This is a genomic window from Pseudomonas sp. Bout1, from assembly GCF_034314165.1.
Taxonomy (GTDB): domain Bacteria; phylum Pseudomonadota; class Gammaproteobacteria; order Pseudomonadales; family Pseudomonadaceae; genus Aquipseudomonas.
Genome location: NZ_JAVIWK010000001.1, coordinates 1,882,032 through 1,896,166 on the forward strand (window position 1 = coordinate 1,882,032; position 14,135 = coordinate 1,896,166).

Sequence of the window (14,135 nt, forward strand, 5' to 3'; positions counted from 1 at the left end):
TCTTCCCTCACACCGTGATCGCGATTGGCTGCGTGCCGCTCGCCAATAGCCGTTTGATTTCCGGCACACAGGAGCCGCATTGCGTGCCGCAACCCAGTTCCTGCTTCAGCCCATTCAGGTCCAGGCCCCGGGCAATGCCGGCGCACACCGCGCTTTCGCTGACGTTCTTGCAGTTGCACAACGTCTTGTTACTGGTCGAACCGCCCCCCGGCGGCGCACTCAATGGCGCCAGCAGCCAGCGGCGCAGTTGGTCATCGGTGCGACCTTCCAGCCACAAGCTTTGCAACCATTGGCGGGCCAGGGTTTCGCCAGCCAGTCGGATCGCGGTAATACGGCCCTTTTCAATTTTTACCCGCTTGCCAATGGAGCGTCGCGGATCGTCATAAGCCATGACCGGACCGTCATTGAGGCCCAGCAACTGGTCAATTTGCTTAAGCAGCTCAAGCGCGGGAGCCTCGTGATGCGCCGCACGAATCAGCAGGGCGGGCCGCTCACGCCCGGTCAGGCTCAGGCTGACGTAGGCAAAGCCCTCACACAGCGGTCGCAAGGCTTCAAAGTGTTGCTGCACATCGCCTTCAATCAGCGCAAACAAATGCCAGGGCAATTGCACCGGCTCCAGCCGCACGCCGCTGTGTTTGAGTTCCGGCTGCTTGGACAGCGGGTCGAACGCCGGTTGGGTGAGTGCATTCACGCCGCCTTTGAGAAAGCGGTCACCCCAATGCATCGGCAGGAATGCCTGGCCGGGACGTACGCTTTCATCGCTGCCGACGGCGACAATCACACTGCCGCGCCGGCTTTTCAGGCTGATCAGGTCGCCTTCCTTCAAACGATGCCGGCGCAGTTCATCCGGGTGCAAACTGAGCAGTGCTTCACTGACATGCCCAAACAGCTGCGCAGCAGTGCCGGTGCGGCTCATGCCATGCCATTGGTCCCGCAGGCGGCCGGTGATTAGGGTGAGTGGGAAACGCGCATCACGCTGCTCCTTGGCGGCGCGATAAGGGTCGGCCACAAAGTGCGCGCGGCCAGTCTCGGTAGGAAACACTCCGTCGGTGTACAGGCGGGGGGTGCCATTCACTGCATTGGTCGGAAATGGCCATTGCTGTGGGCCGATCCGGTCCAGCAGGGCGTGGCTGATACCCGACAGGTCCAGGTCGCGCCCACGGGTCAGCAGTTTGTATTCATCAAAGATCTGCGCCGGTTGCTTAAAGTCAAAAAGACCCGGTTTTCCGGGACAAAGGCGTTGCTCCAGGCGCTGGGCAAAATCCACGGTAATTGCCCAGTCCGGCCGCGCTTCCCCAGGTGGGACGATGGCCTGTCGAACATGGGAAATGCGCCGTTCAGAGTTGGTGACCGTGCCTTCTTTCTCGCCCCAGCTCGCCGCCGGTAACAACAGATCGGCGAAACGCGCAGTTTCGGTTGTACGAAAAGCCTCCTGTAGCACCACGAACGGACATGCCTCCAGGGCAAGGCGCACGGTGTTCTGGTCGGGCAGGGATTGGGCCGGGTTGGTGCAGGCGATCCACAGGGCCTTGATCTTGCCCGCCTGCATCTGTTCAAACAATTCGATGGCGGTCAGCCCGGTGTTGGCCGGCAGTTGTTCAACCCCCCAATAGGCGGCCACTTGCGCCCGATGTTCAGGGTTGGCGGCCTCACGATGCCCAGGCAGCAGGTTCGACAAACTGCCGGTTTCCCGCCCACCCATGGCATTCGGCTGACCCGTCAGGGAGAACGGTCCGCAGCCGGCGCGGCCAATGGTGCCAGTCGCCAGGTGCAGGTTGATCAAGGCGCTGTTCTTCGCGCTGCCTGCGGTGGACTGGTTAAGTCCCATGCACCACAACGACAGGAAGCTCGCCGAGGTGCCGACCCATTCCGCGCACAGCCGCAGTTGCTCGACACTGATCCCGCACAACTGCGTGACCATTTGCGGTGTGTAGTCGTGAACCAGGCGTTTCAGCTCTGCCAGGCCGTCGGTGTGGGCCTGGATAAACGCGCGATCAATCCAGTCTTCCCACAGCAACAGGTGCAAGATCCCATGGAACAACGCGACATCTGTACCCGGAAAAATCGCCAAGTGCAGGTCCGCCAGGTCGCAAGTGTCGGTGCGCCGGGGGTCAATTACCATCACCTTCATCTGTGGTCGACGGGCTTTGGCTTCCTCCAGGCGCCGGAACAATACCGGATGGGCGTAGGCCATGTTGCTGCCGACGATCATCACGCAGTCACTCGACTCCAGGTCTTCATAGCTGCACGGCGGCGCGTCGGCCCCCAGGCTGCGTTTGTAGCCAACCACCGCCGAAGACATGCACAGCCGCGAGTTGCTATCGATGTTATTGGTGCCCACCAGCGCCCGCGCCAGTTTGTTGAAACTGTAGTAATCCTCCGTCAGCAACTGCCCGGAGATATAAAACGCCACGCTGTCCGGCCCATGTTCGGCGATGGTCTGGGCAAACACGTTGGCCGCGTGCTCCAGCGCGGTGTCCCAGTCGGTGCGGGTGCGGGCCAGGCCCTTGCCCAGCCGCAGTTCCGGGTACAACGCGCGGGCCGTGAGGTCGCCGGTCAGGTGCAGGCTGGCGCCCTTGCTGCACAGCTTGCCGAAGTTCGCCGGGTGACTCGGGTCGCCACTGACGCCGAGGATCTGCGAGCCATCATGCTCGATCAGCACGCCGCAACCGACCCCGCAGTAGCAGCAGGTAGACGCGGTGGTCTGGCGGTTCATCAACCGGCGTCCCGCAGCGCCAACATCACCCGGCCGTTCTCCACGCGGGCCGGGTGGTGATGGGCGCAGCCGACGTCCGGCGCCTGGGCTTCACCGGATTCCAGGTCGATCTGCCAGTTGTGCAGCGGGCAGGCCACGCGTTTGCCGTAGATCAAGCCTTGGGACAGCGGGCCACCCTTGTGCGGGCAGCGGTCGTCGAGGGCGAACACTTCGTCGTCACTGGTACGGAAAATCGCAATATCGCCTTTTGGCCCGGTGATGATGCGCGAGCCCAGGGTGTTGATCTCTTCGAGGGCGCAGATATCCAGCCAGTTCATGCCGGCACCTCCAGCAGTTTGACGGGAATGGTGTCGAATTCCTTTTTCAGCAGCGGTTGTTCCAGGCGTTCTTTCCACGGGTCCTGTTCGAACGACAGGGAGAATTGCAGGCGTTCATTCAGCGCCTGGCGCCGTGCCGGGTCTTCCAGTACGGCTTTCTTGATGTGCTCCATGCCCACCCGTTGCAAGTAATGCACGGTGCGCTCCAGGTAGAAGGCTTCTTCCCGGTACAGCTGTAGGAACGCGCCGTTGTATTCGCGCACTTCTTCAGCGGTTTTCAACTTCACGAAAAACTCGGCGACCTCGGTCTTGATCCCGCCGTTACCGCCGATGTACATCTCCCAGCCGGAATCGACGCCGATAATTCCCACGTCCTTGATCCCTGCTTCCGAGCAGTTACGCGGGCAACCGGACACCGCCAGCTTGACCTTGTGCGGCGACCACATATTGAACAAGTCATGCTCCAGCTCGATCCCCAGTTGCGTGGAATTTTGCGTCCCAAAGCGGCAGAACTCGCTGCCGACGCAGGTCTTCACGGTGCGGATGGATTTGCCGTAGGCATGCCCGGACGGCATATCGAGGTCTTTCCATACGCCGGGCAAGTCCTGCTTCTTGATACCCAGCAAGTCGATGCGCTGCCCGCCGGTGACTTTGACCATCGGCACGTTGTACTTGTCGGCCACATCGGCGATGCGCCGCAGCTCCGACGGATTGGTCACACCGCCCCACATCCTCGGGACTACCGAGTAGGTGCCGTCTTTCTGAATATTGGCGTGAGCCCGTTCGTTGATCAGGCGCGATTGCGGGTCGTCTTTTGCCTCCCCGGGCCAGGTGGAAATCAGGTAGTAATTCAGCGCTGGGCGGCAGGTGGCGCAGCCGTTCGGGGTGCGCCAGTTCAGGTAACTCATGGTGCCGGCGATGGTCAGCAGGTGCTGATCGCGGATGGCCTGGCGGATCTGCCCGTGGTTGAGATCGCTGCAGCCGCAGATGGCTTTTTCGCTTTTCGGTTTGACGTCTGCTGCGCCGCCCACGGTGTTGATCAGGATCTGTTCCACCAACCCGGCGCACGAGCCACAGGAACTGGCGGCCTTGGTGTGCTTCTTCACGTCGTCGACGCTGAACAGCCCGTGTTCCTGAATCGCCTTGACGATGGTGCCTTTGCACACGCCGTTGCAGCCGCAGACTTCGGCGGTGTCAGCCATGCTCATGGCTTTGTCCTGGCCCTGATGGCCTACGTCGCCGATGGCGTTTTCACCGAACATCAGGTGGTCGCGGATCTCGCCGATCGCGTGGTTCTCACGGATCTGCCGGAAATACCAACCGCCATCAGCGGTGTCGCCGTACAGGCAGGCGCCGACGAGGATGTCGTCCTTGATCACCAGCTTTTTGTAGACGCCACCAATCGGGTCGGACAGGGTGATGGTCTCGGTGCCTTCGCCGCCCATGAAGTCCCCGGCGGAGAACAGGTCGATGCCGGTGACTTTCAATTTGGTCGAGGTCACCGAGCCCTGGTAGCGTGCGAAGCCTAGCTGCGCCAGGTGATTGGCGCAGACCTTGGCCTGTTCGAACAGCGGCGCGACCAGGCCGTAGGCGATCCCGCGATGGCTGGCGCATTCGCCGATGGCATAGATGCGCGGGTCATAGGTTTGCAGGGTGTCGTTGACCAGAATCCCACGGTTGCACGGGATGCCGGATTTTTCTGCGAGTTCGGTGTTGGGGCGGATACCGGCGGCCATCACCACCAGGTCTGCCGGGATCACATCGCCATTTTTGAATTGCACCGAACCCACGCGGCCATTGCCCGCGTCATGCAGCGCCTGGGTTTGTTCCTGCAGGCGGAACAACAGGCCACGGCTCTCCAGTTCGGTTTGCAGCAGTTGGCCGCTGGTCTTGTCCAGTTGTCGCTCCAACAGCCACTCGCCGATATGCACCACGGTCACGTGCATGCCGCGCAGCATCAGGCCGTTGGCGGCCTCCAGGCCCAGCAGGCCACCGCCGATCACCACGGCGTGCTTGTGGGTCTTGGCGGTGTCGATCATGGCCTGGGTGTCGGCGATGTCGCGGTAGCCGATCACACCCTGCAACGTATTGCCGGGGATTGGCAGGATAAACGGCGTAGAGCCGGTGGCGATCAGCAGGCGATCGTATTCGGCCTCGCTGCCGTCTTCGGCGATGACTTTGCGTTTTACCCGGTCGATCTGCACCACTTTGCGGTTGAGCAACAGCTTGATGTGGTTGTCGAGGTACCAGCTCAAATCGTTGAGCACGATCTCTTCGAAGGTCTGTTCACCGGCCAGCACCGGCGACAGCAGAATGCGGTTGTAGTTGGTGTGGGGCTCGGCGCCGAAGACGGTGATGTCGTACAGGTCGCTGCTCAGTTTGAGCAATTCTTCAAGGGTGCGAACCCCGGCCATGCCGTTGCCGATCATCACCAGTTTGAGTTTCTTCATGTCGTTCTCCGCAATGGCTCGACAAATCGTGCGCAACAAAAAAAGGCGTCCCCGCTAGGTAAGTAGCGAGGACGCCTTTGTCCTGGTCCCGTTCTCTCGGGAAGCTCGACCTTCGACGTTGAAGGTGCGGCTATATGTGTGTTGATGGGAAAGCTAATGCAGTGGTTGTGCCAAGTGCCGATTTGGCTGGATGTGTTCAGTCTGGCGTCAATGTATCGAGAGAATTCGCCTCTTAGTGGTGCAGCATCCAGTACAGCAGCACCAAATTGATCAGCAGCGACAGCACGGCTAACGTTTGCCAGACCTTCAGCGGTTCGCGCTCCAGCAGCGGTTTTGGCCGCTGGCTCAATTCGCGGCGGTCTGCCTGCTCCAGTACCAGCAACCATTCCTCGGCCGTTTCGTAGCGTTGCTCGGGTTGGGCGGCAACTGCGCGCTCCAGGCTCTGTTGCAGCCAGTCGGGCAGGTCGGGACGGTAACGGCTGGCGCTGACTGGCGTGGCGAACCTGGGCCGTTGAAAGGCTTCGATTTCGCCGTAGGGATAATGCCCGGTGAGCAGGTAATACAAGGTCACGCCGACGGCATACAAATCCTGTTGCGGGGTAGGGCGCTCGCCATTGAAGGCTTCCGGAGCGATAAAGCTCGGCGTGCCGGGTAACAGATGCGCGCGATCCTCGGAGAGCCCGGGGCAGTAAGCCAGGCCGAAGTCCAGCACGCGCAATTCGCCATCGTCGCCCAGCAGCAGGTTTTCGGGCTTGATGTCGCGGTGCAGGATCTGCCGCCGGTGCAGCAACCCGACCGCGCGCAACAGACGCTCGGCCAGAGATTGCCACTGCGCCAGCGGCAATGGGCCCTGGTGCTTGAACAGTGCGGCCAAGGTTTGCCCAGAATATTCGCGCATCACGTAGTACAAATGCTGACGACCACTGGCTGGATGGACTTCAGGAAACGCCCGGCCGGCGACCCGGCGCAGGAACCACTCCTCCGACAGCAGCGCCTGGGCGGCGAACACGTCATCGTCGTGGCTGACCGGCAAGGTCTTCAACAACCAAGCCTGTTGCTGGGCGTCTCGTACTCGGTAAAGCAGGGATTGGCGACTTTGCCCCAACGTTGCTTCCACCTGCCAGCCTTCAAAGCGTTGGCCGGCTTTCAGGGGCGGCGGCAGTGGCCATTGCTGCAACTGCACCAGTGCATCGCCGAGGGTGGCGGCGCCGAGTTGGTCGACACGCACCAGCAGGGCGCTGGCGTTGTCCTGGCTGCCCGCCAGGTGCGCGGCGCTGACCAGTGTGTTTACGGCAAGGTCCAGGTTCGACTGTTCCCGCAGGACCGCGCCAATGGCGTGATCGCCCAATGTCGCCCACACACCGTCACTGAGCATTAAAAAACATTCACCGGCACGCAACTCGCCGTCGAGGAAGTCCAGCACGAGATGTTGATCGAGCCCCATGGCGCGCTTGAGCACATGCTGCATGCCCGGTTGCTCCCAGACGTGCTCTTCGCTGAGGCGTTGCAACTCACCATCGAGCCAGCGATACACCCGGCAGTCTCCCACATGGGCCAGGGTGAAACGCTGGCCGCGAAACACCAGGGCACTGAGGGTGGTCAGCAACGGCAGGCCGCCACCGTTGGCTTGCAACCAGCGATTTTGCGCCACCAACAGGCGCTCCAGCGCCTGGGCCACGCCCCAGGTTTGCGGTGTGGCGTAGTAGTCCAGGGCCAGGGCTTGCAAGGTCGAGCGTGCGGCCAGTCCACCATCGGCGCATTGGCTGACGCCGTCGGCGATGGCGCACAGGTAACCTTTGCTGGCAGCCAGCTCCGGGGAGGGTGTGACCAGGCGTAAGGCGTCCTGGTTTTCCTGGCGGGGGCCGGTGGCGCTGGCCTGGGCGAAGCTCAGTTGCAGTGCCATCAGACCCGCGCAGCCGTTACGGCCGCCGAGCCCCAGGTGGTTCTCCAGCGACGCTTGACGCCGTACAGGCCAAACCAGGCCAGCACGCCGAGGCTGGCGAACAACCACAGTGCCAGTTGATAGCTGCCGGTGCTCTGCTTGATCGCGCCCATGCCTGCTGCCAGGGCAAAACCGCCGATACCGCCGGCCATGCCGATCAGGCCGGTCATCACGCCGATTTCCCGATGAAAGCGCTGGGGCACCAGTTGGAAAACTGCACCGTTACCGGCACCCAAACCGAGCATGGTGCAGACGAAAAGCGCCAGGGCGGCGTAGGAGCTTGGCAGGTTGAAACCTACTGCGGCGATGCAGACCGCGGCCACGCCGTACATGCCGAGCAGGGTACGAATCCCGCCAAACCTGTCGGCCAGGGCGCCGCCCAGCGGACGCATCAGGCTGCCGCCGAACACGCAGGCGGCGGTGTAGTAACCGGCGGTAACCGGGCTGAGGCCGTATTGATCGTTGAAGTAGCCGGGCAGGGCGCTGGCCAGGCCGATAAAGCCGCCGAACGTCACGCTGTAGAAGAACATGAACCACCAACTGTCGCGGTCGCCCAAGGCTTTGAAGTAGTCAGCCATGGATTTGGCCTTGGGCCGTTGCGGGGCATTGCGGGCGAGCCAGGCGAAAACGATCAGCGTCAGGATCAGCGGGATCAGTGCGAAGCCGAACACATTGCTCCAGCCAAATGCGGCGGCGAGCACCGGTGCCAGCAAGGCCGCAAACACCGTCCCCGAGTTGCCGGCGCCGGCGATGCCCATGGCCTTGCCCTGGTGTTCGGCGGGGTACCACTGGGACGCCAGGGGCAGCGCGACGGCAAACGAGGCGCCGGCCATGCCGAGGAACATGCCTAGCAGCAGGGCTTGTTCGTAGCTGTGGATCCCCAGTTTCCAGGCACCGAAGAGGGCGCAGATGACGATCACCTGGCCAATCAGGCCGGCGGTCTTGGGAGAGAGTTTGTCGGCGAGCATGCCCATCAGGAAGCGCAGCACGGCGCCGGCCAGGATAGGGGTGGCGACCACCAGGCCGCGTTGTTGGGTGGTGAGGTGCAGGTCGGCGGCGATTTGCACCGCCAGGGGGCCTAACAAGTACCAGACCATGAAACTCAGGTCGAAATACAGGAACGCGGCGAACAGGGTCGGGGTATGACCGGATTTCCAGAAGCTTGATTTCATCACGCACCTCAGCGGTAAGGGGACTTATGAGAAGGCCTGGTGATGGAGCGGCTGTGGCCACCCCACCGGCCCCGGGCTATGGGGCCAAAACGAAAAAACGCCGCCACCGGGTTTGCGAAGGGCAAACCGGGTGTGCGACGTCTTTGTCGTGGAGGGGGCAACCGCCGTTGGCTACCTGTGGGGATTCTTTAGCAAGAGGTGGGCCAACAAGGGGGGGCGTTGTGGTGTGGTGTACATATCCGTTGCTGCGGTAACGGCTGCTTATGGTTCCGCTCTTACAGCGGGTCACTTTTGGCAAACGCCCCAAAAGTAACCAAAAGGTCTTTGCCCCACCACTCGGTGCCTCGCTTAGGCTCGGCATGCCCGCAATCAGACCCGTCTCCGCGGGCCGCCGCGACGGCCCGTCCCTGGCCCGTCGCGGCTAAATCGGCATCCTTGCCGATTTACCCGCTCCACCGTGCCTGCTTGCGGCCATCGTGGTTGACGGGGCCCGCAGATCAAGGTCAACAGCAAGAGCACGGCGGCCTGAAAGCCGACCTGAGTGTTAAAAGCAAAAGCAAGGCGTAGGAGCTGGCTTGCCGGCGATGCAGGCAACTCGGTTTTTTCAGATACATCGAGGTGATGCCATCGCCGGCAAGCCAGCTCCTACGGGGGTGTTCGCTGTTGATTTGGCTTTTAACACTCAAGCCGGCCTGTAGGCCGCTGTGTTCTTGATCTTGCTTGTGATCTTGATCTGACTGCCCCATTCAGCCCGAGGCCGAACGCAGGGATTGAGGAGCGGGTAAACCGGCAGGACGCCGGTTTAGCCGCGACGGGCCAGGGACGGGCCGTCGCGGCGGCCCGCGGAGCAATGCCTTCGTTCGGGCACACCGAGCCTAGGCGAGGTGCCGACAGGCGGGGCAGAGCGTTTTGGTTACTTTTGCGCTTTTCAAAAGTGACCCGCTGTAAGAGCGGAACCATAAGTAGCCGTTACCTAAATAACGGATACACCCCCCGGCCCACCCCTCACCCCAACAACTCACTCATGGCAATAATCTGCTCCGCCACCTGAATCAGCTTCTGCTGCCGACTCATCGCCTGACGCCGCATCAGCGTGTAGGCGTCTTCCTCGTTACACCCCTTCATTTTCATCAACAGCCCCTTGGCCGTCTCAATCCGCTTACGCTCCGCCAACTGCTGATCCCGCGCCTGCAACTGCGCGCGCATCGCCTGGTCACTCTCAAACCGTGCCATCGCCACATCCAGAATCGGCTGCAACCGCTGCGCCTGAATCCCCTCGACAATGTACGCACTGACCCCCGACTTGATCGCCTGACGCATCACCCCCGGATCATGCTCATCGGTAAACATCACAATCGGTCGCGGCTGGTCGCGGCTGACCAGTACCACTTGCTCCATCACATCGCGCCCCGGCGACTCGGTGTCGATCAAAATCACATCCGGACGCACCGCTTCGACCCGCGCCGGCAGGTCGATCGTCAACCCCGACTCATCAATCACTTCAAACCCGGCCTCGGTCAACGCAGCCTTGAGCCGCCCCACCTTGCGCGGCGTGTCATTGATCAACAGGATTCGCAACATAATGTCCTCCTGTCAGCGCAAGGCTTGGCGGCTGGCAACGTCTGCCATGGCGTGCAGGCGAAAGCTGCGGGCATACCCGGCCGGGTCCGAGCCATCCCAGACCTTGCCGTCGATCAACTGGCTGCTGCGCATCGCCTCGCCACCGGCAGGTACACCCACGGCACTGGCCGCCTGGCGATAGATGTCCAGTTGTTGCACACGCCGGGCGACGCCGAGGTAATCCGGGTCTTCGCGCAGCAGGCCCCAGCGGCGGAACTGGGTCATAAACCACATGCCATCAGACAGGTACGGCAAGTTGACCTCGCCGTTGCCAAAAAAACGCAGTGCGTGGGGATCTTGCCAGTGGTTGCCCAGGCCGTCGTCATAGTTACCCAGCAGGCGTGGCTCGATGCAATCAAGGGGGGCGTCGAGGTATTGCGGGGCGCTCAGTAGTTGCGCGGTGGAGCGGCGGTTTTCTGTGCTTTCCTCGATGAACCGGCTGGCCTGCAGGATCGCCATCACCAGCACCCGAGCCGTATTGGGGTATTGCTCGACAAACGCCTGCGTGCAGCCGAGGACTTTTTCCGGGTGATCCGGCCAGAGCGCCTGGGTCGTGGCCAGGGTGAACCCCTGGTTTTGCTTCACTGCACTGGCGCACCAAGGCTCCCCCACACAAAACCCGTCGATACGGTTGGCTTGCAGGTGCGCAACCATTTGCGGCGGTGGCACCACCACGCTGTCCACATCCTGCAACGGGTGAATGCCTTGGCTGGCCAGCCAGTAATACAACCACATGGCGTGGGTGCCCGTGGGAAAGGTCTGGGCGAAGGTGAGTTTTGTTCGGCTTTGGTGCACGTGGCGATCCAGTGCTTCAGGACTGGTCACCCCCAACTGTTGCAGGCCACGGGAAAGGTTGATGCTCTGCCCGTTCTGGTTCAGGCCCATCAGCACGGCCATGTCGGTGGCCGCCACGCCGCCAATGCCCAGGTGCACGGCATAGATCAGGCCGTACAGGCTGTGGGCGGCATCCAATTCGCCGCTGACCAGGTTGTCCCGCAGGCTGGCCCACGAGGACTGACGTTTGAGGTTCAACGTCAGCCCATAGGGCTGCGCGAAGCCCTGGGTGGCGGCGACCACCACCGAGGCGCAATCGCTCAGGGCCATGAAACCAAGGTTGAGGCTGCTCTTTTCCGGGGCATCGCTGCCGTTGACCCACGCCAGGGGTTCACTCATCACTGCGCACCTTTCATAAAAAAACGCCGTTCCGCCGGGCCACTCGTCGGGTGGCCCGGAGGTAACGACGTCGTTGTCCTTGAACCCGTACCGCCGCTGGCGCGGGTTGCGATAAGCAAGGCAAAGCAAGGCACATGCCACGGGCCGGTAAAAGGCAGCGGGCCGTCAGCTTCCCATCAGGATTGAAACGGGCTTGCCTCGCAGTATGGCCGCTCCTTGATCCCGGGCAGTGTGTGCATGTTGGTCAATCGCCGCCGTTTTGCGACTGTGTTTTTCTGGCTGTTGATGCTGGGCAGTTCCTGCGTGCTCGCACAGCCGTACCAGGCCCATGATGAAAGCCTGCACACCTTTTTTACCGCGCTTTCCTTGCCGTTGGGGCAGCCGATCGTCGTCAGCCAGGCAGCGGCGCGCAAGCGCATCAGCGGAGCGTTCGACTTCGATTCCGCCCAACCGCTGCTGGAATCGGTCGCCGGGCAACACGGCTTGATCTGGTACAGCGACGGGCAAGTGCTTTACCTCTATGACGCCGACGAGGCGAAAAGCTCGGTGGTGACCCTGCGGCACATTTCGGTCGATACCTTGCGCGGGTTCATGCGCCGCTCGGGGCTGGACGAGGCGCGCTATCCGCTACGGGCAAGCGGGGCGCGGGTGTTCTATGTGTCCGGGCCACCGAACTATGTCGACCACGTGCTGCGCCTGGCCCAACTGATGGACCGCCAGCGTGCGGAACTGCGCATGGGGTCGCAGCGGATCGGCGTGGTGCAGGTACTCAACACCCACGTTGCCGACCGCGAGTACTACATGGGCGACAGAACCGTCACCGTACCGGGCATGGCCTCAATGATTGAAAAACTGCTGGCCGTCGAGCAGCAGGGTGCATCTGCGCGGCCACCCGGATTACTGGCGGACAAGACACTTTCGGTGCTGGCATACCCGGACACCAACAGTTTGTTGATCAAGGGGAAGCCTGCGCAGGTGAGCTTTATCCAACAACTGGTGGCGGAACTGGATGTGCCGAAGCGCGCGGTGGAGGTTTCGTTGTGGCTGGTGGATGTGGATCGTGACGAACTCAAGAAGCTGGGCGCGGCGCTGCATAAAGGGGTTGGCCAGCCTACTGCAACCCGCGTCATGGCGCCTTTCGAGGACGACGTGTTCATGAAGCGGATCACCGCACTGGAGCAACGCAGGCGAGCGAAGGTCACGGTGCTGCCGGTGATTCTTGCCCAAGAGAATGTGCCGGCGGTTTTCAACGACAACCAGACGCTCTATTTGCCCAGGCCGGGTGAAGACGGTGATGAGTGGCAACCGGTGGTCTACGGCACACAGGTCAGTGTGCTGGCGCGCTTCGCCGAGGCGAATGACATCGAGATGCAGCTCACCGTCGAGGATGGCCGCCAGGTGGGCAAGGCGGGCAGTCGCGACAAACGCTTGGCGGCGATAGAACACATGGGGATCAATACGGTGGTGCGTGTGGCTCCTGGCAGGCGGCTGCTGGTGGGGGATTTTCAGCGTGATTCCGTAGCGGCCTTGTCTGGTCGCTACCACGGGCCCATGGCCAATAGCGTGCGGTTGTTTGTGATTCAGGCGACGGCCGTGGGGTATGCCTTGCATACAGGTGCGGGGCCGGGCCAGGCACCGCCGTTGACACCCTCCCAGCATGAGCGGGTGAAACGAGCATTTAGCCGCGTGCCTGAGGGGTAAACATATTGAAAAGTCCTACGTAACCAGTCCGAAAAAAACCGTGCCTGTGGGCTTTTGCCTCTCCTATACAGCGGATGAGCTTTTTATAGTCGCACTCTTTTTTGGAATACCAGTAGTGGAAATGAGGTACGAATGGCCGTGGTGATTGATGGGGTACTGGCTGCCCCCATGGTCTTTGATCGTTGGACGTTGCACGGCGACGGCAGGTTGACCGGCGAAGGCTGCGACCTGCAGCTACCGCCCAAGGAGTCGCAAGTGCTACGCCTGTTGCTGGCCTCGGCCGGTGTGCTGGTGACCAAGGACCACTTGTTGGAACAGGCATGGCCCCATAACGAGGCCACGGAGGAGTCCCTGACCCGTTGCATCTGTTCATTACGCAAATATTTGAAGGGCGGCAGGGCGTTGATCAAAACGGTATACGGCAAAGGGTACCGCGTGACCTGTGCGGTCAAGGTGACGAGCCTCACGGCGAACCCTGTCTGTACCACCTGCGGCCGGGCGCAGGCATGAAAGGCACCTGGCCCAAGGCCTTGCTGCTGCTCGTGATCGGCGCTGGCAGTGAAGCCCGGGCGTATTGCTGGGCAGAGGCCGCCAACCGGTATGGCATTGAGCCGGAGCTGCTGCAGGCCATTGCTGCGGTGGAGTCGGGTTATCGCGCCGAGGCCATGAATCACGCCAACAACAACGGCACCCGTGATATCGGGCTGATGCAGATCAACAGCATTCACCTGCCACGCCTGCTCAAGAAGGGCATCACCGAACAACGCTTGCTGGATGAGCCTTGCCTGTCCGTGGAGGTGGGGGCATCGATCCTTGCCGACTTTGTCAAACAGTTCGGCTACAACTGGACGGCGATCGGCTCCTACAATGTGGGCGGCGGGCCCGGGCCGCGGCGTGAAGAACTACGCCTTCGCTACGCGCAAAAAATTTGGGTCCGCTACGAAGAACTGATGGTGCACCGCAACTGACGATTGGACGGCACGCCTCGCATGCAGCCCTTTACCCCGGCTATAATCGCCGCCACCTTTCGCCGCCATCCGAGTC

The 14,135-nt window shown here is 61.8% G+C and carries 10 protein-coding genes; 3 read left to right on the forward strand and 7 right to left on the reverse strand.

Features of this window, described 5'->3' with window-relative positions:
• Positions 1 to 7 precede the first annotated feature (7 nt).
• The 7 genes from RGV33_RS08635 to RGV33_RS08665 form a co-directional block, all read right to left on the reverse strand.
• Positions 8 to 2,716, reverse strand: a complete 2,709-nt coding sequence (locus RGV33_RS08635; RefSeq protein WP_322143907.1) for a molybdopterin-dependent oxidoreductase — start codon at positions 2,714 to 2,716, stop codon at positions 8 to 10.
• The gene (nirD, locus tag RGV33_RS08640; protein ID WP_322143908.1) at positions 2,716 to 3,033 is read right to left on the reverse strand and encodes a nitrite reductase small subunit NirD; all 318 of its coding nucleotides are present in this window, start codon (positions 3,031 to 3,033) and stop codon (positions 2,716 to 2,718) included. Before nirD ends, RGV33_RS08635 begins: the two co-directional genes overlap by 1 nt.
• Positions 3,030 to 5,483 (reverse strand): nitrite reductase large subunit NirB, encoded by a 2,454-nt coding sequence (gene nirB, locus RGV33_RS08645; RefSeq protein ID WP_322143909.1) that lies wholly within the window; start codon positions 5,481 to 5,483, stop codon positions 3,030 to 3,032. The genes nirD and nirB overlap by 4 nt, the downstream gene beginning before the upstream one ends.
• 232 nt (positions 5,484 to 5,715) lie before the next feature.
• Entirely contained in the window at positions 5,716 to 7,386 is a 1,671-nt protein-coding gene (locus RGV33_RS08650; RefSeq protein ID WP_322143910.1) for a bifunctional protein-serine/threonine kinase/phosphatase, read from the reverse strand.
• The gene (locus RGV33_RS08655; protein ID WP_088424572.1) at positions 7,386 to 8,597 is read right to left on the reverse strand and encodes a nitrate/nitrite transporter; all 1,212 of its coding nucleotides are present in this window, start codon (positions 8,595 to 8,597) and stop codon (positions 7,386 to 7,388) included. Before RGV33_RS08655 ends, RGV33_RS08650 begins: the two co-directional genes overlap by 1 nt.
• A 1,005-nt stretch (positions 8,598 to 9,602) precedes the next feature.
• A complete protein-coding gene (locus tag RGV33_RS08660; RefSeq protein WP_322143911.1) occupies positions 9,603 to 10,178 on the reverse strand; it encodes an ANTAR domain-containing response regulator in 576 nt (191 codons plus the stop codon).
• 12 nt (positions 10,179 to 10,190) lie between these two features.
• Complete coding sequence (locus RGV33_RS08665) at positions 10,191 to 11,390, reverse strand: CmpA/NrtA family ABC transporter substrate-binding protein (RefSeq protein ID WP_322143912.1); 1,200 nt, start codon at positions 11,388 to 11,390, stop codon at positions 10,191 to 10,193.
• Positions 11,391 to 11,627: 237 nt separating this feature from the next.
• On the opposite strand from RGV33_RS08665, the gene sctC reads away from it, so the two are divergent.
• The 3 genes from sctC (at position 11,628) to RGV33_RS08680 (ending at position 14,059) form a co-directional block, all read left to right on the forward strand.
• The gene (gene sctC / locus RGV33_RS08670) at positions 11,628 to 13,091 is read left to right on the forward strand and encodes a type III secretion system outer membrane ring subunit SctC (protein WP_322143913.1); all 1,464 of its coding nucleotides are present in this window, start codon (positions 11,628 to 11,630) and stop codon (positions 13,089 to 13,091) included.
• 132 nt (positions 13,092 to 13,223) lie between these two features.
• Positions 13,224 to 13,601 (forward strand): winged helix-turn-helix domain-containing protein, encoded by a 378-nt coding sequence (locus tag RGV33_RS08675; protein WP_322143914.1) that lies wholly within the window; start codon positions 13,224 to 13,226, stop codon positions 13,599 to 13,601.
• A complete protein-coding gene (locus RGV33_RS08680; RefSeq protein ID WP_322143915.1) occupies positions 13,598 to 14,059 on the forward strand; it encodes a transglycosylase SLT domain-containing protein in 462 nt (153 codons plus the stop codon). The genes RGV33_RS08675 and RGV33_RS08680 overlap by 4 nt, the downstream gene beginning before the upstream one ends.
• The last annotated feature ends 76 nt before the right edge of the window (positions 14,060 to 14,135 follow it).